We start from the raw sequence: 21,900 nt of genomic DNA on the forward strand, positions 1-21,900 counted from the left end.
CGCTCTTCGACGATCGAGGCATGAGCACACCGACCCTCACCGCCGAAGAGACCCGTTCCCGCATCAGAGCCGCCCGCGCGCAGGTGCACCATGCGTCCCTGCTTCTGCAACAGGCCAGTGCCGCATGGAGCTCGCTCGTGAGGATCACGTCGTGGGAGTCACCCGCGTCACGGGGCTATCACGATCGTGCTCAAGACCGGCTGGGGGAGGCGGCGTCACTGGTCGGACTCACCCAGGTGCACGAGCAGCAACTCGCGTGGGCCGAGTCGCAGGTGACCGACGGGTGTGCGCCGTGAGCGGGCCCAGCATCGCCTCGGGCGGTGCCATCACGGTCGACCCGGACGAGCTCCGCGCAGCTGCCCAACGCGCTGATGCGGCGACGGACCTGATGACCGATGCCGCGGACGCCCTGTTGCATGCGGCAGGCATCATCGATTCCGCGTGCATCGTCGGTATCGCGTCCGACGGCGCGGATCTCGCGGTGCGCGCCCGTCGCGCCATCGACGAGGGACACACCCTCGCGACCGATCTGCGCAACGCGGCGATCATCTACGAGATCACCGAACTGCGACTGGCGCTGCAGCAGCCCGGCGCGGATGCCGAGGCGATTCAGAAGCGCATTCGCCATCTGTTCGCCGGCTTCTCGGCGACGTCCTACCTGGGCGCGCTGCAGTCCGACGCGATCATCGCGCAGTGGCGCGGACGGGACTCACGAAGTCTGATCGGTCAGGTGTTTCGTGGGGCCGGCCCGTTTGGTGTGACCGCGGTCGCGGGCCTGTGGGCGCTGCAGGGCATCGTCCACGCCACCGCACGCGGCCGGATCGCCGCGGGAACGACGCTGAACGGGCCGCTTCCCGCTGTCACGGTCACCCAGACGCAGCCGCCGGAGCCGGTGAAAGCGCCGGTGTCGCTCACCGACGCGTTCTCACGGATCCCGAACTCCGCCGACGAGGCCCGTATCCGGATCGAGAAGTACGAGATGGCCGGGGGTGAGAACACGTTCGTCGTCTATGTCACGGGCACTCGTGAGGACTCGCCGACGGAGGCGTTCGACGGCGACTCCAACCTGCAGCTCTACTTCGGCAACCAGGCGGCCTCTTCCGCCGCCGTCACCGAGGCGATGCGGCAGGCGGGTGTGCAGCCCGGCGACTCGATCATCAACTACGGCTACTCGCAGGGCGCGATGATCACCGAGCACCTCGCCATGGACCCGCGTTACCAGGTGGAGGGCCAATACACGCTGGGCGGTCCCGTCGAAGGCGAGATGGGGCCCGACACGCTGCACGTGGCCGTCCGACACGACGACGATCCGATCGTGCTCCTCGCCGACGGCGGCCTGCCCGGGCAAAACGGCAGGGGCGACAGCATGGTGATCCGAGACACCGCGCACCCCGACGTCACTCCGGAAGACGCGAACATCCCCGGCCACTCGCTCGAGCGCTACCTGCAGACCACGCGATGGGCGGACGGGTCGGAGGATCCGCGCATGAATGCGGTGCGCGAGCAGCTAGCTGGGCTTGCCGACGCGAAGCGGGTCACGGCGTACGAGTTCGGAGCCGAGCGGGAGACCCGGCCATGAGGCTCAGATCGATCTCAGCTGCGCTTCTTCCTCTGGGGGCGCAACAGGATGCCGAAGAACCAGTTGATCAGCGAGATCACGATGGCGGCGACCACGCCCCACCAGAACTCGCCGACACCGAGGCCCCACCCCCAGAAGCTCGTGATCCAGGCTGTGATCCACAGCAGCAGGCCGTTCACGACAAACGAGATGAGACCGAGCGTGAGCACGTACAGCGGGAAGGCGACCACGCGGATGACGGTGCCGATCACGGAGTTCACCAGGGCGAAGACGGCGCCCACGGCCAGCAGAGTGAGCACCTTCTGCAGGTCTTCACCGGGGGCGAATGCCGTGATCGTCACCGTGAGAACGGGGATGAGGGTCACGACCCACAGCGCGAAGGCGTTGACGACGACTCGGATGATGAAGCGCATACGAGGAAGTGTGGCATGTCCACATGAGCGACGGCAGGGGGCCGCGTGACGCGCGTCGTAGAGTGATCACGTGACCGATGCTGCAGCCCCCGCTCCTGTGAAGATCCGTCCCGAGATCGCCTCGCTCCCGCCCTACAAGCAGGGCAAGCCGGCCGGTGCGGACGCCTTCAAGCTGTCCAGCAATGAGAACCCGTTCCCTCCGCTGCCGTCGGTGGTCGCCGCACTCCAGGCCGAGACGACGATCAACCGCTACCCGGACGCCACAGCGGCGCGGCTGCGGGCGCGCATCGCCGAGCGGTACGACACCACCCCGGACGGCGTCCACGTCGCTTCGGGCTCGGTGGCGATCATCGCCCAGCTCCTGCTGGCCGTTGCGGCACCCGGCGATGAGGTCATCTACGCCTGGCGCTCGTTCGAGGCATATCCCGGACTCGCACTGGTGACGGGGGCGACCAGCGTTCAGGTCCCGCTCACCGCGGACTTCCGGCACAACCTGCCGGCGATGGCCGCCGCCACCACCGACCGAACGCGCGCGATCATCGTCTGCAGCCCGAACAACCCCACCGGCGGCGTCCTCACGCGCACCGAGGTGGACGGGTTCCTCGCCGCTGTGCCCTCCGATGTGCTCGTCATCCTCGACGAGGCCTACGCGGAGTTCGTGACTTCTCCCGATGCGGTGAACGGTCGCGACGCCGGATTCCTCGCGGCGCACCCCAACGTCGTCATGCTTCGCACTTTCTCCAAGGCGTACGGCCTCGCCGGGCTCCGCGTCGGCTACGCCGTGGGCCACCCGCGGGTTCTCGACGCCGCACGTTCCACCGCCATCCCGCTTTCGGTCACGGCGCAGGCGGAGTCCGCGGCCCTCGCCAGCCTCGATGCGGAAGACGAGTTGCTCGAGCGCGTCGCCGTGCTGGTGGATCGACGCGAGCGTCTGGTCGCCGGCATTCGCGCCACCGGTTGGACCGTGCCCGACACCGAGGCGAACTTCCTCTGGCTGCCCGCCGGCTCCGCCGCGCTCGCGGTAGCGGAGCTCTTCGCCGAGGGCGGGATCATCACCCGCCCGTTCGCGGGGGAGGGTGTGCGAATTTCGGTGGGCGAGGAGGAGTCGATCGACCGCGTCATCGACCTCGCCGCACGTGCCCTCCCGCTCCTCGAGAGCTGAGCAGCACGGCAGATCTCTCGCGGGCACGCGTCCACAACACCCGATAGATGGACGTGAAAGCATCTTTTTCGGGTGCCGAATGATGCGCCAGAACGCATACGGGGGCTCGTAGGCTGACGACGTGACTGACATCCTGGACACCCCCAACCAGGCAGGAATGGTTCCGGCCGATTCGCCCGACGTGGTGCGCATCCTGAACCCGGACGGGACGATCGCTCCCACCGCCGCGGCGGAGCAGTACCTGCCTCTCATCGACGCACTGACCGAGTTCGATCTCGAGCAGTTCTATCGAGACATGGTGATCAGCCGTGTCTTCGACCAGCAGGCCACCAACCTGCAGCGACAGGGTCAACTCGCCCTGTGGCCGCCGTCGTTCGGGCAGGAGGCCGCGCAGGTCGGCTCCGCTCATGCGTCCCGGGCGCAGGACCACATCTTCCCGTCGTATCGCGAGCACATCGTGACGACGATCCGCGGTGTCGATCCGATCGACATCATCAAACTGATGCGCGGACTCAGCCACGGCGGCTGGGACCCGAAGGACCCGAAGAACGGCAACACACACATCTACACGCTGGTGCTCGGCAGCCAGACGCTGCACGCCACCGGCTATGCGATGGGGCTGAACCTCGACGGTCGTGCCGCGAGCGGCGACATCGAGCGCGACGAAGCCGTGCTGGTGTACTACGGTGACGGCGCCTCCAGTCAGGGCGATGTGCACGAGGCGATGGTCTTCGCGGCGAGCTATCGCACCCCCGAGGTGTTCTTCATGCAGAACAACCAGTGGGCCATCTCCGTTCCGGTCTCGCGCCAGTCGCGCACGCCGCTGTACCAGCGGGCCGCCGGATACATGCCCTCGGTGCAGGTCGACGGCAACGATGTCCTCGCAAGCTTCGCCGTCACTCGGCGTGCGCTCGACGAGGCGCGTGCCGGTGACGGACCCCGCGCAATCGAGGCGGTCACGTATCGCCGCGGCGCGCACACCACCAGCGACGATCCCACCAAGTACCGCACCCGTGATGAAGAGACGGCCTGGGCCGAGCGCGATCCGATCGTCCGCATGCGGGCGTACCTGGAGAGCCGGGGGGCCGAGTCGGCATTCTTCGCCGATGTGGACGAGGAGGCTGCCGCGACCGCGGACGATGTCCGCCAGCGCACCACCCAGCTCGCCGCCCCCACTGCGGAGAGCATGTTCACGCACGTCTATACCGACGCGCACCCCCTGATGGCCGAACAGCGCGCTTGGCTGGCCGGCTACGAGGCATCCTTCGAGGAGGGTCGAGCATGACCGTGGAGACGATGACGTTCGGCAAGGCTCTCAACGCGGGCCTGCGTCGCGCGATGGCGAATGACTCGCGCGTGCTGCTCATGGGCGAGGACATCGGTCCGCTCGGCGGCGTGTTCCGCATCACCGAGGGCCTCCAGGAGGAGTTCAGTGAGAACCGGGTGCTCGACACCCCGCTGGCGGAGTCGGGCATCGTGGGCACCGCGATCGGTCTCGCGATGACCGGGTTCCGTCCCGTCGTGGAGATCCAGTTCGACGGGTTCGTCTTCCCCGCCTTCGATCAGATCACCACCCAGCTCGCGAAGCTCACCAACCGGCATGACGGCAGGCAGCCGTTCCCGGTTGTGATCCGCATCCCCTACGGCGGCCACATCGGCGCGGTGGAGCACCACCAGGAGAGCCCGGAGGCGTACTTCGCGCACACTCCCGGCCTGCGAGTGATCTCCCCGTCCACGCCCAACGACGCCTACTGGATGATCCAGCAGGCCATCGCCGGCAACGACCCGGTCATCTTCCTGGAGCCGAAGAGCCGCTACTGGCCGAAGGGTGAGGTCGACCTCGATGAGCCCGCCGCCGCGACCCCGTACCAGGCGCGCGTGGCGCGCTCGGGGACGGATGTGACCCTCGTCGGCCACGGTGCCATGGTGACCGTGCTGCTGCAGGCTGCCGCGCAGGCCGAGTCCGAGGGCATCAGCTGTGAGGTCATCGATCTGCGTTCGCTGTCTCCCATCGACTACCAGCCGGTGCTGGACTCGGTGCGCAAGACCGGCCGCATGGTCTACGGTCAGGAAGCGCCCGGCAACGTCAGCGTGGGAAGCGAGGTGGCCGCCACCGTGATGGAACGGGCCTTCTTCTCCCTGGAGGCTCCCGTGCTGCGGGTGAGCGGATTCGACACCCCGTTCCCGCCCGCCAAGCTGGAGGGCCTCTACCTCCCGGATGCCGATCGCATCCTCGAAGCCGTCGACCGCTCACTCGCGTACTGATCCCGGAGCCTGACATGCAGACCTTCAACCTTCCCGACGTCGGCGAGGGCCTCACCGAGGCCGAGATCGTGCAGTGGCGTGTCGCCCCCGGCGACACCGTGGCCGTCAACGACGTGCTGTGCGAGATCGAGACCGCCAAATCCCTCGTGGAGCTCCCGTCGCCGTTCGCCGGCACGGTCGGTGACCTGCTGGTGGGCGAGGGGACCACGATCGACGTGGGCACACCCATCATCACGGTCGACGACGGATCCGCGCCCGCGGCACCTGCCCCGGCGTCGCCGGCGAAGGACGAAGCCGGCGGATCGGTGCTGGTGGGCTACGGCACCGGCGGTGAAGTGCGCTCGCGGCGTCGCAAGCCGGCACAGGCACCGGTGACGCAGTCGGTCGGCGTCATCGCGAAGCCTCCGATCCGCAAGCTCGCCCGCGATCTCGGCGTGAACCTCGCCGAACTGCGCGGCAGCGGCGAGGCGGGAGAGGTGACGCGCGCGGATGTCATCGGTCACGCCGAGCAGGCGAGCGTGTTCCGCAACATCCAGACACCCGAATGGGGGGAGCAGCGCGAGGAGACCATCCCGGTCGCCCCTCCCGCCGCCCCGGCACCGGCTCCCCTTGTGGTCGGCGACCGCGAAGAGGCCATTCCGGTGCGCGGCGTCCGCAAAGTCACGTCCGCTGCCATGGTCCGATCCGCCTACTCCGCCCCGCACGTCACCGTGTGGAAGGACGTCGACGCCAGTCGCACGATGGAGCTCGTCAAGCGGCTCAAGGCATCGCCCGACTTCGCCGACACCAGGGTGTCGCCGCTGCTGATCATGGCGCGCGCCGTGATCTGGGCTGCTCGCCGTACCCCGATGGTCAACGCCGCCTGGGTCGACGGCGACGACGGCGCCTCGATCCTGGTGCGCAACTACGTCAATCTCGGCATCGCCGCCGCGACCCCCCGCGGCCTGATCGTCCCCAACATCAAGGACGCGCAGAGCCTGTCGATGCGTGAGCTCGCCAAGGCGCTGGAGAAGCTCACGCTCACCGCGCGTGAGGGCAAGACCGCGCCCGCCGATCAGCAGAACGGCACGATCACCATCACGAACATCGGCGTGTTCGGGATGGACGCGGGAACGCCCATCATCAACCCTGGTGAGGCGGGGATCGTCGCCCTCGGCTCGATCACGCAGAAGCCGTGGGTGGTGGACGGCGAGGTGCGCCCGCGCTGGGTCACCACGGTGTCGGGCAGCTTCGACCACCGCGTCATCGACGGCGACGGCATGAGCCGCTTCATCGCCGACGTCGCGTCGATCCTCGAGGAGCCGGCCCTTCTGCTGGACTGAGATCCGAGACGAAGGGAGGGACAATTCCCCTCCCTTCGTCGTTTTTGCGGCTACCGCACCGTGACAGGTACCGCCAGGGCCTGGTTCACCGGCACCGCCGCAGTTAGCGTCGGAGGCGAATCGATCGGAGGCGCGCATGGCGGCATGGAACGAGGCGGCGCTGACCGCCCTGGACGACGGCGATGAGCTGGACATCGAGATCGCCCGCACCGATGGCACGCGACATGATCCGGTGATCATCTGGGGTGTGCGCGTGGGAACCGACTTCTACGTCCGCTCCGCGCGCGGCCCCGAAGGACTCTGGTATCGCCGCGCCCTCCGCACGTTCGCCGGAACGCTGAGCGCTCGCGGTGTGGTGCAGGACGTCAGCTTCGAGCAGGTTTCCGCGTCCGATCCGGTGAACGCTGACATCGACGCGACCTATCACCGCAAGTACGACCGTTACGGCGCCGCGATCGTGGGCGCGGTCGTCGGCCCGAGCGCGGCTCTCGTCACACTGCGGGCGACTCCGGTCGACTGACGCGGCTGATCCCGACCGCGACTCAGAGGCGGGCCAGAGTCTCGATGTCGGCGGTGAACTCGGCGATCGCCTCCGGAGACACCGTGGCGCGGGTGCCCGCCAGCGCGCGCGTGTAGTCGGTCGTTCCGAGCACCGAGTCCGCCCCGTCCTCGCGCAGCGAGCGCGCTAGAGCGTCCTGCGATGCCCGACGGGCTGCGTACTCGATATCCGCCGGCGTGAGGCCGTCGCTCTCCTCGACCAGCAGATCGACATCGACGCGAGTGACCGCCTCCGCCGGGATGTAACGGCTCCAGATCGCCCGACGCGCATCCGCGTCGGGCAGGCCGATTGGCAGCACATAGTCGAAGCGACCGTGGCGCAGGAACGCGGCATCGAGGGCGCGCACGAAGTTCGTCGCGCAGATCAGCAGCTTGCCATCGTGCTCACGAAACTCGGCCACCTGCTTGATTAGCTCGTTGGTGACACCCTGCGTGGGCGATGGGGGAGTGCCGCCCCGGTGCGCGGCGATCTCCTCCACTTCGTCGATAAACACGACCGCGTGCTCCAGATCGGCGATCGCCTCGAAGCTTGACCGCAGCGCGCCCGCCAGTCCTCCGCCGTCCGCCAGACGGGAGGGGAAGAGCTCGACGAACGGCCAGTCCAGGCGCGAGGCGACGGCACGAGCGAAGGTGGTCTTGCCGGTGCCCGGAGGGCCGAACAGCATCACCGCACGCGGCGGGACCACGCCGAAGCGCTCTGCAAGATCCGGGCGCGCCAGCGGTGTGACCAGACGTTCTTCGAGAAGGGTCTTCTCCTGCGTCATCCCGGCGACCTTGCGCCACAGGTTGCGCGGCAGGATCCGCCCGCCCACCTCCTTGAGCGTGTCCAGTTCGCGTCGCTGAACGGGCATCGCGCGCTCCAGATAGCGCACCGAACGATGCACGGAGAACGCGTTGTCGGTGAACGGTCCGAGGCCCTGCGATTCGGGCACCAGCGCCGACAGCTTCGCCAGCCCCAGCGCGGCCATCCGCCGCTCCAGCGCGTCGAGCAGGCCGGCGGCCAGCGCGCCGTCCGGGTCGGGGACGGCCAGACCGAAGAAGACGATCCATCCCTGCGCGTGCGCCGCGCGACCGACCGCAGCTCCGACGAGCTCCTGATCGCGCATCGCCACGATGGCGTGATCCGCCTGGCAGGACGCGATCACCTCGGCGAGCGAGTAGATCGGAGCCTGTGCGTCGTCGGTCACCGCACCCCACAGGCGAACGAGCTGATCGAGATCGTCACCGTGGAAGTCACGGATATGGGTGCGGGACATGGCCTCCTCCTTCATGCAGCGCTGCAGGGCGATTCGCATCGCGTGCAGCAACGCTAACTGCCGCTCACCGACGAGCGTGACCAATGGGTCGAGAAGAACGGGCGCTTTTCTGCGGACGATGCCGACGCGGGATCGGAGCGTCTGCGCACTCAGCCGGCTTTGCGCGCAGCCCACGCTTCGAACTCGGCCTGGACCTCATCGAAGAACTGCGTCTTGCCCTGCGTGTAGTCGTCATAGTCCGCTTTGCCGATCTGCTCGGCGCTGAGGGTCCGCTTGACCGCCGCATAGCGAGACCGTGCCTCGGGATCCGCACGAAGCCAGTCGCGGAACCACACCGTGTACAGCCCCCACGGAGAGTCCACACGTCGGACATGAAGGATGGCCTGGGCCTCCTCGTTCCAGAAGAGCAGCTTGTGCCACACCTGAGGATCCGCGGGCAGCGCGCCTCGGGGAAGATCCCGATCCACCCCGGGCGAATCCGGACGCGATCCACGAGCGCGTATGAACCCGAGCGGCTCAAGCAGCGGGACGAGATCGTGCTCGGCCGGCAGGGGTGAGATCCGAAGCTGCAGGTCCACGAACGGCTTCGCGGCGAGGCCGGGCACTGCCGTCGAGCCGATGTGATCGAGCTTCGCGCCGTCTTGCCCCGGGAGATCGACGATCGCCGTGGCGACCTCGTCGAGCAGCTGCGTCGCCCGTCGCGCCCACTCGCCGCGGTACTCGACGAGTTCGGCGGGATTCGTCTGGTCAGCCATGCGCCCAGGCTAGGTCTCATCCCTGTGTGGACAACGATCCCCACCCCCGCACGGCCCATGGCCTCGTCGCCGACCCGCTGATAGCGTGCTCGCAGGGGCGATGTCGCGCCTCGAGTCGAGGGGGTCATCGATGACGGAACAGGTCGCCGGTCAGCTGCGCAACTACCGGATCCACCGCTACGTCAACGCGTTCTGCCCGCTCTGCCACGAGGAGGATCCCGACCGCGACCTCGCAGAGGTCAAGCGCCTCACCGGCTGGCTCGCCGCCTACGAAGACGACTCCGTCTGGCTCGAGCGCGGCTGTGAGGTGCACGGCCTGGTGCGGACGCTGTACGACGAGTCGGCGGAGATGCTCACCTACCTCGAGCAGTGGACCGCCCCCACCAAGTGGCACGCGCCCGACACCACGGCGAACTTCAAACCGGTGCCGAGCGCGTACCTCGACGGCATGCCCGCGATGCAGACGCAACACACCTGCATCCTGCTGGAGGACCTCACCGATCACTGCAACCTGCGCTGCCCCACCTGCTTCGCCGAATCCGGTCCCGCCGCCACGGCGACCGCGCCGCTAGAGGACGTGCTCGCCTCCGTCGATGACCGCCTCGCCAAGGAGAACGGACGCATCGACGTGCTGATGCTCTCCGGTGGCGAGCCGACGCTCTACCCCTGGCTGGAGCAGCTCATCGAGCAGCTGGTGGCGCGCCCCATCGTCCGGGTGCTGCTCAACTCCAACGGCCTGCGCATCGCGAACGACGACGAGTTCGTCGCTTTCCTGAAGAAGCATCGCGAGCGGGTGGAGGTCTACCTGCAGTACGACGGCGAGAAGCCGGAGTCCTCCAAGTTCCATCGCGGGGCCGACATCCGACGCTTCAAGCAGCGCGCTGTCGAGCGCCTGAGTGCCGCCGGCGTCTTCATGACGCTCACGATGACCGCGGCCAAGGGCGTCAACGACGACGAGATCGGCGCGGTGATCGCCACCGCGATGGCCACGCCCTACGTGGGCGGCGTGACGATTCAGCCCGTGTTCGGCTCGGGTCGAAACTCCGGCATCGACCCCAACGACCGGTTGACGCACGGTGGTGTGCTGCGGCGCCTGGAGCCGCAGACCGATGGTCGCATCACGTGGCGCGATCTCACCGCGCTGCCCTGTTCACACCCGCACTGCTGCTCGGTCGGCTACTTCCTGCGCGACGATTCGCAGCAGTGGAAGTCGCTCACCGGAATCATGGGACACGACAAGCTGAAGGCCTTCCTCGACCTCAATCCCGACATGCTGGCCAACCGCATCGCCGACAGCGAGATCAACGTGAAGATGAAGGATGCGGTGAAGAACTCGCTGCTCGACCTGTTCAGCGAGCAATCCAGCCTCACCCACCCGTCGATGGCGAACATCTGGCGCGACATCTGCATGAACTGCGACATCGGCATCGGCACCCTCACGCAGCTCACCGTCTCGGTGCTCCCCGGCCAGCACAAGCGGCTGCGAAAGATGCTCGCCGAGCGGGTGCTGCGCATCACGGTGAAGCCGTTCATGGACATCAACACCATGATCGAGGAGCGCCTCACCCAGTGCTGCGTGCATGTGGCCACGGTCAACGACGAGACGCGCGCGCATCAGTGCGCCCCGTTCTGCGCCCTGCAGGCGTGGGCCCCGCTGTCGCGTCAGCGTATCTCGACGGCGACCGCCCGCAACGCCGCCCCTGTCGGACTCGGCCCGGTGATTCCCGTGGGCGCTCCGGTGGCCTGACATGCATGCCTCGCCGCCGCTTCGTCAGTACGACGAGAAGGTCGGACTCCCGTTCGACCCGCTTCGACTCTGCGTCTTCACCACCATCGCGCTGCTGACGTGCGTGTTCGGGCCGATCTCGCTGCTGGTGTTCGCTGTTGTCGCGATTCGCGGCTACGACCGCGCCAGACGCGCGGGACTCACGCGCTCGCGGTGCAAGCTGGGAGACACCCGCGTGGTGCTCGCATATCTCATCGCCGTCGCCGTGCTGGCTGTCGCCGCCACCCCGTTCTGGATCTGGGGCTGGGTCACGGTGATCCGATCGATGGTCGGCAGCTGACATGTTCCCTACCCTCGACCAGCTTCTCGGCTTCGGCCCCGCGATCGACACGCACGTGTTCTTCGAGGGTATCGGCATGCTCGTCGGTGGGGGCGTGTTCCTGTTGCAACTGCGGCGGCACGGTGTTCGCGACCCGCGGATCTGGGCCCTCGTCGCGGGCGCGATGATGGGAGCCGCTGTCCTGTCACGATTGGGGACCTGGGCACAGCATCTGGATCCGTCGCAGAATCTCAGCCTCGTCGAGCAGCTGATACGTGGCAACGCGTCGATCCTGTCGTCGCTCGTGGGTGCCTGGCTCGGCGTGCACATCGCGAAACGGCTCGTGCGCTACCCCCACCGCACCGGGGACCTCTTCGCGCCGGCTGTGGCGCTCGCTCTGGTGATCGGACGCTTCGGCTGCTTCTTCACCGAGCGCCCTGGCACGCCGACCGGGGGTGAGTGGGGCATCGTGCTGGATGCCGAGACGGCGGCGCGACTCGGATCACCCGCGGGCGTCGGACTGCACCCGAGCTTCCTGTACGAGATCGCGTTCCACCTCATCGCCTTCGCGGTGCTGTGGTTCTGGCTCCGCCGCGACGTGCTGGCGCCGGGCGAGATGCTCACCGTGTATATCGGCTCCTACGCCGTGTTCCGCTTCTTCGTCGAGTTCGTCCGGGGAAACGACGTGGCGTTCGCGGGCCTCACCCGTCCGCAGCTATTCCTGCTGTTCACCATTCCCCTGTTCGTGGCGCGCGTCGTGTGGCTCGCCCGCCGCGGGCGCCTGTTCGCAACCACGGAGGTGCGTGATGTCGTCACCGTCTGATCAGCCCGACCCGTTTCAGCAGCCGGATCCTGACGTTCGGCCTCCGGACGCCGTCACCCCGCCGGGCCCGCCCCCGCCGCCGGCATATCCGCAGCAGCAGTACCCACCGCAGCAGTATCCGCCGCAGGGGAATCCGCCGCCGGGGTATCCGCCGCAGGGGTATGCGCCGCAGCAGGGTGTCCCCGCGCCCGGCTCTTACGTGCCGCCTGCCGCGGGCCCGAACCCCTACATCCAGAACACGCCGTTCACGCCGCAGTATGGCCCGCAGAAGTCGTCGATCACCACCGGAGGAGTCTTCATCGGCGTCGGGATCTCCGTGCTGGTGATCATCATCGCCTTCCTGATCCACGACATTCCGGGCGGGAGCGGGCCGATCCGCCTCGTCGTGACGGGCATTCTGCCGATCGTCGGCTGCCTGCTCACGATCGGACGAGCCACGCGATCGATCGGGCTCGGAATGGTGATCATCGGGGGCGGGTTCTGGGTCACGTTGATCGGCCCGTGCTTCGCGCTGTTCATGCCGTAGGCAGCGTGAGAGACCGAAAACTCACCGGCCAGCTACGTGGCGGGTGGGTTTTCGATCTCTCATCGCGGCAGTCGTCACGTCCAGGTCAGTGCGCGCTCGCGAAGGTCGGCGGGGAGGTCCTGGTAGGTGACGGGCCGCACGAAGCGATCGATCGCGCGCGCGCCGACAGACGTGGTCCCGGGAGCCGTCGTCGCGGGGAACGGCCCGCCGTGCGTCGTCGCCCGTCCCACACGCACACCCGTGGGAAAGCCACCGAACAGCACTCGTCCGGCGCGCAGACGCAGTCGGCGCAGCAGCGCTGCCGCCGTGGACGCATCATCGGCGCCCGCGTGCACGGTAGCGGTGAGGCCCGGGGGGATCGCGCCGACGAGGTCGACGAGATCTGCCACGCTCTTGCAGCGGACGACGACCAGTGCCGGGCCGAAGAGCTCCTCGGCGATCGTCGGGTCAGAGCGCAGCGCGTGACTCGACACGGCGGCGAGAAAGCTGGCAACAGGCGCGGTCGACGACTGATCGGCGGAAGGCCCCTCGTGAAGAACGGTGACTCCCGCATGTGAGCTCAAACGGTCTTGCCCTGTCACCAGCGCCGCATGGATGCCGGGCGTGAGCAGAGGTGAAGAGCTCACCTGCGCGAGTGCCCGCGTGAGCCCGTCGACCACACGACGTGACGCTTCGTCATCCACGAGGACGAGCAGTCCGGGCTTGGTGCAGAACTGGCCGCCGTCACCGGTCACCGAGCGCGTGAGCCCGTCGATGAAGGCGGACGCCGCGTCGGCCGCGGCATCGCTCGCTGCGTGCGGCAGCAGATACAGCGCGTTGATGCCGCCCAGCTCGGCGAACACGGGGATCGGCACACGGCGTCGCGCGGCGGCCGCGGCGAGCGCGAGGCCGCCCCGCGTCGATCCCGTGAACGCCGCCGCCGCGATCCCGTCTGCGGTCACGAGCGCCTGGCCGATGCGAGTGCCCCGACCGTGGAGCAGCGAGAACCAGCCCGCGGGCCACCCTTCGCGCTCGAGTGTCTGCGTCACGATCTCCCCGAAGAGCTGACTCGTCTCGGGGTGCGCGGGGTGCCCTTTCGCCACCACGGGGCAGCCGGCGGCAAGGGCTGCAGCGGTGTCGCCACCGAGCACTCCGAACGCGAACGGGAAGTTGCTGGCGCCGAACACCGCCACGGGCCCCAGGGGCACCTGGCCGAGGACCAGCTCGGGTGCCACGTCCGTGCCGGGGTCCACATCGAGTGCGCGGCCGCTGCGCGCCGCGGCTTCTGCCGCGAGCAGCTCGAGCTGGGCGGTGGTGCGGGTGAGTTCGCCTTCGAGCCGCGTCGGGGCGAGGCCGGTCTCATCGGCGGCGATCCGCACGAGATCAGCCCGTCGATCTTCCACCGCCGCGGCGATGGAGCGCAGGAGCGCACTCGGGCTGCGGCCCTCGTCCTGCGTCTGCACGTGGAGGAACGCCGCGGCGGCCGCATCTGCTGCGGCCTCCGCCTCCGCCTCCGTGGCATCGGCGAACATCATCGCTCGGGGCCGTCCGGTTCGCACGGTGCGACTTGAGAACTCGGTGCCAGCCTCGCCCACCGCGGCTCGACCCGCGACGATGCCGGCGTCGGCCGCGTCGGGGCCGAGCTCGCCCGTGGTCACGCGCCCGCTTCCGCGAGGGTGCGTGCGAGGACTCCGAGCCCGAGCGATGCGCGCCGCACCCGCTCGCGAGCGGTCGCGTCGAGAACCTCGGCCAGGTGCCCGGCCATCGGGTACAACGACGGCGAGTTGCGGACCGCGAACTTCAGGTGCACCGGCGCGGCCACGCGCACGATCTCCGGAATCTCGTAGTACCGCATCACACCGCCGAAATCGTCCGAGCTCTCGATGTACAGATCGAGCGGGATCGACACCGCCGAGCGGATGGCGGCGAGCGTCGGCAGGCTGAGATCGACGGCGACGTTCAGGCTCGTGGCGCCGAGTTCCTCGAGCAGCTGAGCGCCGGCGGGGTTCGAGACCGGGAGCGATGCCGACACCTTCAGCACGAGATCGCTCGGCAGGTCGCCACGCCGCTTCAGTTTGCCCAGCACGGCGAGCTGTCCGAGATCGGCGACGAGCACCGAGCGCAGGCCCAGCTCGCATCCACGCACGACCTCCTGGATGCCGTACGCCAGCTGATCCCCGCCGCGCAGCGACCCGGCGACAACCGATCCACCGGGGCTGGATGCCTGGGCACCGGTGTCCCATCCCGCCCGGGGCCCGACGAACAGGCACACCTCGATGTCGTGCGCTCGGCCGAGATCCACCATGCGGATGATCTCCTCGTCCGTGAGCATCCAGATGCCGCTGCCCTGGCTCACTCGGTGGACGGTGAGGCCGCGCTGGGCTGCTTCGTCGATCACGGCTTCCATTGCGCGCGGGCCCTCGACGGAGGGGATCTCGATATGGAATGGCGTGCCGTCGGCGAAACGCAGCGTGCTGGTGGGCAGCGAGAAGTCGTCGCCGCCGGGCAGGCCCAGGGACGTCAGATACTGCTGTGCCTTCATCGGGGGAGCTCCTCGTCAGTGGTGGAGGGTGCGACGGCGTCGGTGATGCCATCGCGGAAAGGGGTCATGAATGCGAGGCGCGGCACTTGATTGGCGAGGACGCCGCCATCGACGACCAGCGCATGTCCGGTCACGTACGATCCGGCCTCGGAGGCCAGAAACAGCACCGGCCCCACCATCTCGGCGGGATCAGCGAAACGCCCGCGCAGCGGGATGTGCTCGCGGTAGTACGCCACGAAGGCATCCCAGTCCAGCGGGAACTCGCCGCCGAGGTTGGTCTCGACCATCCCCGGGCAGACGGTGTTCACCGTGATGCCGTGCGGACCGAGCTCGACGGCGAGGCTGCGCGCCAGCAGCTCGAGCCCGCCCTTGGCCGCGTTGTAGTGCGCGAGGCCAGGCTCCGCCTGCAAGCCGTTCTTCGACGAGATCATGATGATCCGGCCGGCGATGCCGTCGTGGATCATGTGCTCTGCCACGCGTTGACTCAGCAGGAACGGCGCGTCGAGGTCGACAGCCATGGTGGCCCGCCAGGCGGCGAAGTCCAGCCGGTTGAAGTGATCCATCGTCGCGAAGCCCGCGTTGTTGATGAGCACGTCGATGGGTCCATCCGCCCAGACCTCGTCGACGAAGCCGGGGAGCTCCTCGGCGCGCGTGAGGTCTTGGAAGCGCCAGGTCACGGTGCGTCCGGTGCGCTCCAGCGCATCGACGAGCTGCGCGGACGGCTCGATGCCGGGGCGTTCGGTGAGGACGAGGTTGGCTCCCGCTTCGGCGAGGCCGATCGCCAGAGCTGAACCGATGCCTCCTGCCGCACCCGTGAGAAGCACGCGCTTCGCGGTGAGGTCGAACAGTGATGCGCTCATACTGCTGCTCCCATCTGTCGTGAAATGGCGGTGGCGGTGGCCATCACGAGGTCGCCGAGGCGCAGCACCCGCTCACGCGACTGGCCCATCTTCAACCCGGTGATGCTGATCCCTCCCGCACAGGCGCCGGTGTGATCGACGAGCGGGGCGCCGATGCAGAGGACGCCCTCGGCGTCCTCCTCGTCATCGACGGAGAAGCCTCGCGCACGCACGGTGGCGATGTCGTGCAAGAGGGCGTCGATGGAGGTGATCGTGTGCACGGTGCGGCGAGGCAGGCCCGTCTGCTCGGCCAGATCGACGATCTCCGCGTCGGTGTACTGCCCGAGGATCGCCTTTCCGATCCCCGTACAGTGCAGGCGTTCCCGGCCGCCCATGTTCAGGTCGAAGCGGATGAGGTTCGGCCCGTCGACCTGGCCGAGCACCACCGCGATGCCCTGGGACATCGTCGCGACGCGAGACGACAGTTTCGTGGTCTTCGTCAGCTGTTCGAGATGCGGCATGGCGGCATCCAATAGCGACATGCGACTCACCGCACGATGGCCGAGGCGGGCGAGGCCGAGACCCAGTGCGTAGCGCCGCTGGAACCCCTCACCGGAGGAGCTCACGAGATTGCGCTCCTCCAGGGTCTGCAGGATCGCGAAGGCGGTGCTCTTGGATGAACCCAGTTCCCTGGCCACGTCGCTCGCTCCGAGTGCGGCGTCTGATGCGGCGAGGATCTCCAGGACGTCGATCGCGCGCGAGATGCTGCGCAGCGTGTACCGCCCCGCGGGGTCGGAAGTGTTCGGAGAGGTCATCGGCGTCCTACTTCCCTGTTCCGGCCGTCAGTCCGACGGCGATCTGTCGCTGGAAGATGAGATAGACGATGATGCACGGGATCGCGCTGAGGAGCGCGCCCGCCATCACCTGGCTCACATCGAAGACCCGGGTGTCCTGCGCTCCCGCCATCACGACGCTGAGGGTCCGCTGTCCCGGCGTCGGCAGGAACAGCAGAGCAATGAGCAGATCGTTCCAGACGCCGATGAAGGTGAGCACGCCCACCGTGACCATCGCGGGGCGTGCCAAGGGGACGAAGATGCTCCAGAACGCTCGCGGGTACGAGGCTCCGTCGATGACGGCGGCCTCGACCAGCTCGTCGGGAACGGCACGGAAGTAGTTCGTGAAAATGAAGATGGCGAAGGGCAGCTGCGTCGCGCCGTAGAGCACCCCGACCGCGGGGATGTTGCCGATGAGACCCAACTGGCTGAAGTTGAAGTACTCCGTGATGAGGAAGGTCTGGCCGGGCACCAGCATGAGCACGACGATGACCGCCATGATCGGCTGTGAGCCGCGGAAGCGGAGCTTTGCGAAGCCGAAAGCCGCGATCGTGCCGACGCTCAGGATCACCGCGATCGCGATGACGCTCACCGACAGTGAGATGAGACCCGCCTGCGGCAGCTGGCCGCTGAGCACGGCAGCCCAGGCCTGAAAGGAGATGGCATTGCTGCCGTCCTGCGCAGTGAAGGACTTCACGACCATGAACCCGGCCGGCGCCAGCGTGCCGGCGGCCAGGAGAAGAAGGACCGCGCGGGTCGCTCCGGTGGAGAAGAACGACCGCATCCGGTCGAGGCGTCTGCGCTCGGAGGGACGAACCGCGAGGCGGGGGGCGTAGTCAGTCATCATCAGCTTTCACTCCGGCACGAAGGCGCACGACGGCGAACACGAGCGAGACGAGGAACAGGAGGATGCCGAAGGCGGCGCCCTGGGAGAAGTGGCCGAGGCTGAAGGATCGCGTGTAGAGCGCGTACTCCAGGGTGGTTGTCGCCACCCCCGGACCGCCCGAGGTCATGGTGTAGATGAGGGCGAAGATCTGCGTGATCGCGGCGGTCATCGTCATGATCAGCGACAGCTCGATGTAGCGACGCACCTGAGGGATGACGATGTGCACGAACATCTTGATGCCGTGCGCGCCGTCCAGACGTGCCGCCTCGGTGATCGATGCGTCGGCCGTAGTCATACCGGTGAAGAGGAGCACCACGTTGATGCCGAAGTACGACCAGTTGAACACCAGAATGATGCTGACCAGGGCCGAGGTCTCGCCGCCCAGCCAATCCTGGCTGAACAGTCCGAGCCCGACGGCCGAGAGGAGCGCGTTGATCGGTCCGCGGCCGGAGAGCAGATAGGCGAACGTGATGCCGATCACGACCCATGACAGCGCGATCGGCAGGAAGTAGATCGCCCGGAACCAGGTCCGTCCCCACGTGCTGTTGGCCAGCAGGTTGGCCACGATGAGTGACAATCCCACCCCGAACGGCACCGACAGCACGACACACAGGCTGTTGATGGCGATCCGCGCGAAGTCGGGCGAGAGGAAGATCCCCGAGACGTAGTTGTCCAGGCCCACCCACTGCGCCGTTCGGCCGTTCCAGTCGGTGAAGGAGTAGTACAGGCCCTGGACGCTGGGAACGACGATGAGGAGCAGAACCAGGACGGCGGCGGGAAGCACGAAGAGCATGCCCCAGCGGCGGCGCTGTCGAGCAACCCCCGACGCAGCGGGGCGTGGGGTAGGGGTGCCGCCTCGCGACCCCCGCCGAACGGCGGGGGTCGCGACCGGCGCGGGGCCGAGGTCGACGGTCATGGTCGAAGGCCTACTTGCCCGAGAGGTTGTACGTGACGCGCTCGCTCTCGGGGACGGCCGCGGTCGCCTGATCCACCTTCGTGAGTGCCTCCTCGGCCGTGAGCTGCCCGGCCATCACCTGGTTGAGCGAAGACCGCAGGGCGGTCGTGACCGATGCGTCGAGGAAGTTGTCCATCATCGGCATCACCGTCCACTTGCCGGCTTCCGAAGCGCTGATGATCTCCTGGTTGATCGTGCTCTCAGTCTCGACGCCGGTGCGGGCCGGAACTCCTCCGGCGGCGGCGATGATCTTCTGGCCCTCGGGTGAGATGGCGTATGCCGCGAATGCGGACGCCGTCGCCTTGTTCTTGCTGTCTGCCGAGACGGACAGGCCCGAGTCCTGCAGGCGGATGAGCACGTGCTGCGGGTCGTCGCTGAAGGGCGTCGGGGCGGCGTGCACCTTGTCTCCCAGACCGTCGGCTGCCCAACTGGCATCCCAGCTTCCGGTCATGTACATGGCGGTCTTGCCGGCCAGGAAATCGGTACGGACGTCGCGCCAGGTGAGCACGTCTTCGTTCGTGAAGCCCTGGGTGCGCAGTTCGCCCCACTTCGTGACCTGATCGATCAGCTCCGGGCTCGCCCACTTCTTCGTGCCGTCGATGAGCCCGTCCCAGCCGGCCAGGCCGACCGCCGCACCAGACATGTAGCTGAAGTCCTGGTAAGCGTCGAAACCGCCCGAGCCCGTGTCGCTGCCGTAACCGATGCAGAGGAACCCGGCGGCCGTGATCTTGTCGCAGGCCGCTTGGGTCTCAGCCCAATCGGTGGGGAACTCGGTCACCCCGGCCTTGTCGAGGATCTCCTTGTTGTAGAGCGTGTAGTACATGTTGCTCACCAGAGGCACGCCATACACAGGATTGTCGAGGTTGGAGTCCTTCGCGAAGAACTGCCCCTGAACGGCTTCGAACTCGGCTCGATCGATCGAGGTGCTGAGGTCGAGGGAGTAGTCCGCGAACTGCTGCTGGTAGCCGCCGGGGAACATCTGGAAGATGTCGGGCCCGTGCCCTGATGTGAGGGCCGCGCGAAGGAGGGCGAAGTACTGATCTCCCGGCTCCTCGACGACCTTGACGGTGGTCCCCGGGTTGGCCTTCTCGAAGCCGGTGATGAGGTCGGTCATGCTCGGCTGGACCTTGCCGTAACTCCAGAGCGTGACCTCGCCGGCGATCTTGCCCTCATCTGCGGGGCCCGCGCCGGGTGACGAGCAGCCGGCCAACGCCAGGGCGGCGGTGACGGCGACAACGGATGCGGCGGTGAATCTGAGTGTCATCTTTTTTCCTCGGGTGCGAAAGGGGTGAGAGGGGATCGGCGGGTGGGGGAGACGCTCAGGCGAGCGGCGCCTCGCGGGACGGTTCGACGCCGATGCCGGCGGTGAAGAAACGGGGGTTGGGGACGTGCACCCAGGCGCCGTTCTGGGCGATCGAGGCCTCCGACAGGATGCCCGGGAGCGTCATGTCGAGCGCGGCGTAGATGTCGATCTCGGGCGTGGTGCCGCTCACGATCGCCTCGATGAAGTCGCGGATGGGCCAGGAGTCAGAACCCCAGTGCGTCTCCGCCGCGGCACCGAGACGATAGCGAGCGGGCAGGAAGCGGTCGGCGTACTTCTCCAGCGGCTCCCACTCGTTCTCGGGCGAACGGCCATGGAGGTGGACGACCGCCTCCGAACGGGTGGTCCGCGCCGCCTCGTAGGCGCCCTCGGTGCCCTGCAGCGAGTAGTACGCGTAGAGCTCCGGACGGTTGGACAGGAGGTCGAAGCGCAGGCGGAGAAGACGTCCCTTCAGCGTGCGGGCGAGCAGGATCGTGGTGTCCTGCAGCTCGTGCTCGATGTCGGTGTGGCGTCCGGTGCCCACGCAGCTCACCGAAACCACACGGTCGTCGAACCACTGCAGCAGAGGGCCGAGACTGTGCGTCGGGTAGGTGATGCCGTCGCGGCCCACCTGCCAGAAGTGACGCCAGGTCGGGTTGCCATCGGGGAGCGTGTGCCACGACTTCATCTCGTGGAGGTACTCCCCCTCGCCGTAGTACAGCGATCCGAACAGGCCCTCGCGCACCATCTCGCGCACGATCAGGTTCTCGCGGATGTAGCCGTAGTTCTCCGACATCATGTACATCGCGCTGGAGTGTCGTACGGCACCGACGAGGGCCTGAGCCTGATCCAGACTCACCGCGGCGGGCACCTCGCTGAGCACGTGGATTCCACGCTCGAGCGCCGCGATCGCTTGTGGCGTGTGGTGCTGCTGCGGGGAGGCCAGGATCACCAGATCGACGTGGTCGAGCAGCTGCTCGAAGCTCTCGCAGATGATCTCGACCTCATTGGTCGTGGCGAACGCCTCGCGTGACGCGGGGATCGGGTCGTAGACGGCGACGAGGTCGGCGCGCTCGCTCTCCTCGCGGAGCCCGGCGATGAACCCGCCGCCGCGGACGGCGCCGACGATGCCGACGCGGAGCTTGGTTGATTCGGACATGGTGGTGTCAGACCTTTCGGGCGAAGGGAGGGCGCGACGTCAGGGCTTCGTCGCGAAGAGAGTGGGTAGCAGCGCCGACCAGGCGACCTGCTCATCGGAGGATCGGTAGGTCGGAATGAATCCCAGCCGCAGGTAGGTGATGACGGCGGGCACGCGGAAGTCGTCGGTCTCGAGCACGGCTGTCGCCAGTCCGCGCTCGTGGAACCCCAGTACGCACCGTGCGGTCAGCACGGCACCGAGGCGCAACCCGCGAGCGCTGCGGGCGACGCCCACGTAGTGGACATAGCCCGCGTCCGCGTAGGTCTCGGGCATGAGCCGCTCCGAGGCGACTCCGAGGATCGCGCCGTCTCGCACGACGACCCACGTCACCGCCACATCGGACGCTTCGGTGAGCTGCGCCTGGACCCGGGCGACATCCCACTCCTCTTCGAAGCTCTCGGCAAGCACGTCTGCGATCGCCGATTCGTCGTCGGGTCCCGCGGCGCGCAGCTCCAGGCCCTCGGCCAGCGGCGGCAGCTGCAGGGCCGACAACGGACCCGGATGCGTCATGAACAGCTGCGTCATCTACGAACTCCTCTGGGGTGATCTCCGCGTTCGCGGTGAGGTTGAGTGTATGAACGTGATCGGCAGGGAACAACGCCGTTCTGCTCTACCGAACCACTGTCATGGGTACTCCGGAGGCGTTCGGCTCACGCGAACACAT

Annotated in this window: 23 protein-coding genes; 11 read left to right on the forward strand and 12 right to left on the reverse strand. The window is 67.8% G+C overall.

Translation table 11 applies throughout. The annotated features are described in order from the left end of the window. The first annotated feature begins 20 nt into the window (after window positions 1-20). Complete coding sequence (locus tag ACI3KU_RS00965; RefSeq protein WP_404920410.1) at window positions 21-296, forward strand: hypothetical protein; 276 nt, start codon at window positions 21-23, stop codon at window positions 294-296. After that, window positions 293-1,579: a hypothetical protein gene (locus ACI3KU_RS00970; RefSeq protein ID WP_404920411.1), complete on the forward strand. Its 1,287-nt coding sequence runs from the start codon at window positions 293-295 to the stop codon at window positions 1,577-1,579. Before ACI3KU_RS00965 ends, ACI3KU_RS00970 begins: the two co-directional genes overlap by 4 nt. A 14-nt stretch (window positions 1,580-1,593) precedes the next feature. Here the strand turns inward: ACI3KU_RS00970 and ACI3KU_RS00975 are convergent, their stop codons facing one another. After that, window positions 1,594-1,992, reverse strand: a complete 399-nt coding sequence (locus tag ACI3KU_RS00975) for a phage holin family protein (protein ID WP_404920412.1) — start codon at window positions 1,990-1,992, stop codon at window positions 1,594-1,596. Between the two features lie 70 nt (window positions 1,993-2,062). Between ACI3KU_RS00975 and ACI3KU_RS00980 the strand changes: the two genes are divergently transcribed. The 5 genes from ACI3KU_RS00980 (at window position 2,063) to ACI3KU_RS01000 (ending at window position 7,261) form a co-directional block, all read left to right on the forward strand. Beyond that, on the forward strand, window positions 2,063-3,154 hold the full coding sequence (locus ACI3KU_RS00980) for a histidinol-phosphate transaminase (protein WP_404920413.1): 1,092 nt from the start codon (window positions 2,063-2,065) through the stop codon (window positions 3,152-3,154). Between the two features lie 157 nt (window positions 3,155-3,311). Continuing rightward, entirely contained in the window at window positions 3,312-4,439 is a 1,128-nt protein-coding gene (locus tag ACI3KU_RS00985; protein ID WP_404920491.1) for a thiamine pyrophosphate-dependent dehydrogenase E1 component subunit alpha, read from the forward strand. Continuing rightward, window positions 4,436-5,419, forward strand: coding sequence for an alpha-ketoacid dehydrogenase subunit beta (locus ACI3KU_RS00990; RefSeq protein ID WP_404920414.1), 984 nt, complete (start codon window positions 4,436-4,438; stop codon window positions 5,417-5,419). Before ACI3KU_RS00985 ends, ACI3KU_RS00990 begins: the two co-directional genes overlap by 4 nt. 14 nt (window positions 5,420-5,433) lie before the next feature. Beyond that, complete coding sequence (locus ACI3KU_RS00995) at window positions 5,434-6,741, forward strand: dihydrolipoamide acetyltransferase family protein (protein ID WP_404920415.1); 1,308 nt, start codon at window positions 5,434-5,436, stop codon at window positions 6,739-6,741. A 136-nt stretch (window positions 6,742-6,877) separates the two neighbouring features. Continuing rightward, window positions 6,878-7,261 (forward strand): DUF2255 family protein, encoded by a 384-nt coding sequence (locus ACI3KU_RS01000; protein WP_404920416.1) that lies wholly within the window; start codon window positions 6,878-6,880, stop codon window positions 7,259-7,261. Window positions 7,262-7,283: 22 nt separating this feature from the next. Here ACI3KU_RS01000 and ACI3KU_RS01005 read toward each other — a convergent pair whose 3' ends face one another. Together ACI3KU_RS01005 and ACI3KU_RS01010 are read right to left on the reverse strand one after the other, a co-directional pair. After that, complete coding sequence (locus tag ACI3KU_RS01005) at window positions 7,284-8,555, reverse strand: ATP-binding protein (protein ID WP_404920417.1); 1,272 nt, start codon at window positions 8,553-8,555, stop codon at window positions 7,284-7,286. Between the two features lie 149 nt (window positions 8,556-8,704). Beyond that, on the reverse strand, window positions 8,705-9,310 hold the full coding sequence (locus ACI3KU_RS01010; RefSeq protein WP_404920418.1) for a GrpB family protein: 606 nt from the start codon (window positions 9,308-9,310) through the stop codon (window positions 8,705-8,707). Window positions 9,311-9,440: 130 nt separating this feature from the next. Here ACI3KU_RS01010 and ACI3KU_RS01015 point away from each other — a divergent pair, with 130 nt between their 5' ends. Genes ACI3KU_RS01015 through ACI3KU_RS01030 form a run of 4 tightly spaced genes read left to right on the forward strand, consistent with a single transcriptional unit; the run spans window position 9,441 to window position 12,704 of the window. Continuing rightward, window positions 9,441-11,057: a radical SAM protein gene (locus tag ACI3KU_RS01015; RefSeq protein ID WP_404920419.1), complete on the forward strand. Its 1,617-nt coding sequence runs from the start codon at window positions 9,441-9,443 to the stop codon at window positions 11,055-11,057. Window position 11,058: 1 nt separating this feature from the next. Continuing rightward, window positions 11,059-11,376, forward strand: a complete 318-nt coding sequence (locus ACI3KU_RS01020) for a hypothetical protein (protein WP_404920420.1) — start codon at window positions 11,059-11,061, stop codon at window positions 11,374-11,376. A gap of 1 nt (window position 11,377) precedes the next feature. Beyond that, the gene (locus ACI3KU_RS01025; protein ID WP_404920421.1) at window positions 11,378-12,178 is read left to right on the forward strand and encodes a prolipoprotein diacylglyceryl transferase; all 801 of its coding nucleotides are present in this window, start codon (window positions 11,378-11,380) and stop codon (window positions 12,176-12,178) included. Beyond that, a complete protein-coding gene (locus ACI3KU_RS01030; protein WP_404920422.1) occupies window positions 12,162-12,704 on the forward strand; it encodes a hypothetical protein in 543 nt (180 codons plus the stop codon). The genes ACI3KU_RS01025 and ACI3KU_RS01030 overlap by 17 nt, the downstream gene beginning before the upstream one ends. A 74-nt stretch (window positions 12,705-12,778) precedes the next feature. Here ACI3KU_RS01030 and ACI3KU_RS01035 read toward each other — a convergent pair whose 3' ends face one another. Genes ACI3KU_RS01035 through ACI3KU_RS01075 form a run of 9 tightly spaced genes read right to left on the reverse strand, consistent with a single transcriptional unit; the run spans window position 12,779 to window position 21,761 of the window. After that, a complete protein-coding gene (locus ACI3KU_RS01035; RefSeq protein WP_404920423.1) occupies window positions 12,779-14,341 on the reverse strand; it encodes an aldehyde dehydrogenase family protein in 1,563 nt (520 codons plus the stop codon). After that, window positions 14,338-15,225 (reverse strand): hypothetical protein, encoded by an 888-nt coding sequence (locus ACI3KU_RS01040; RefSeq protein ID WP_404920424.1) that lies wholly within the window; start codon window positions 15,223-15,225, stop codon window positions 14,338-14,340. Before ACI3KU_RS01040 ends, ACI3KU_RS01035 begins: the two co-directional genes overlap by 4 nt. Then, window positions 15,222-16,085: an SDR family NAD(P)-dependent oxidoreductase gene (locus tag ACI3KU_RS01045; protein ID WP_404920425.1), complete on the reverse strand. Its 864-nt coding sequence runs from the start codon at window positions 16,083-16,085 to the stop codon at window positions 15,222-15,224. Before ACI3KU_RS01045 ends, ACI3KU_RS01040 begins: the two co-directional genes overlap by 4 nt. After that, window positions 16,082-16,879 carry an IclR family transcriptional regulator gene (locus ACI3KU_RS01050; RefSeq protein WP_404920426.1) on the reverse strand — a complete coding sequence of 266 codons (798 nt, stop codon included), beginning with the start codon at window positions 16,877-16,879 and terminating at the stop codon, window positions 16,082-16,084. The genes ACI3KU_RS01045 and ACI3KU_RS01050 overlap by 4 nt, the downstream gene beginning before the upstream one ends. A gap of 7 nt (window positions 16,880-16,886) precedes the next feature. Beyond that, on the reverse strand, window positions 16,887-17,741 hold the full coding sequence (locus ACI3KU_RS01055) for a carbohydrate ABC transporter permease (RefSeq protein WP_404920427.1): 855 nt from the start codon (window positions 17,739-17,741) through the stop codon (window positions 16,887-16,889). After that, window positions 17,734-18,699: a carbohydrate ABC transporter permease gene (locus tag ACI3KU_RS01060; RefSeq protein ID WP_404920428.1), complete on the reverse strand. Its 966-nt coding sequence runs from the start codon at window positions 18,697-18,699 to the stop codon at window positions 17,734-17,736. Before ACI3KU_RS01060 ends, ACI3KU_RS01055 begins: the two co-directional genes overlap by 8 nt. Window positions 18,700-18,709: 10 nt before the next feature. Beyond that, window positions 18,710-20,002: an ABC transporter substrate-binding protein gene (locus ACI3KU_RS01065; RefSeq protein ID WP_404920429.1), complete on the reverse strand. Its 1,293-nt coding sequence runs from the start codon at window positions 20,000-20,002 to the stop codon at window positions 18,710-18,712. A gap of 55 nt (window positions 20,003-20,057) precedes the next feature. Then, window positions 20,058-21,197 (reverse strand): Gfo/Idh/MocA family protein, encoded by a 1,140-nt coding sequence (locus ACI3KU_RS01070; RefSeq protein WP_404920430.1) that lies wholly within the window; start codon window positions 21,195-21,197, stop codon window positions 20,058-20,060. 39 nt (window positions 21,198-21,236) lie between these two features. Then, window positions 21,237-21,761, reverse strand: coding sequence for a GNAT family N-acetyltransferase (locus ACI3KU_RS01075; protein WP_404920431.1), 525 nt, complete (start codon window positions 21,759-21,761; stop codon window positions 21,237-21,239). Window positions 21,762-21,900 lie beyond the last annotated feature (139 nt).

Source organism: Microbacterium sp. ZW T5_56 (assembly GCF_044987425.1).
Classification (GTDB): Bacteria; Actinomycetota; Actinomycetes; order Actinomycetales; family Microbacteriaceae; genus Microbacterium.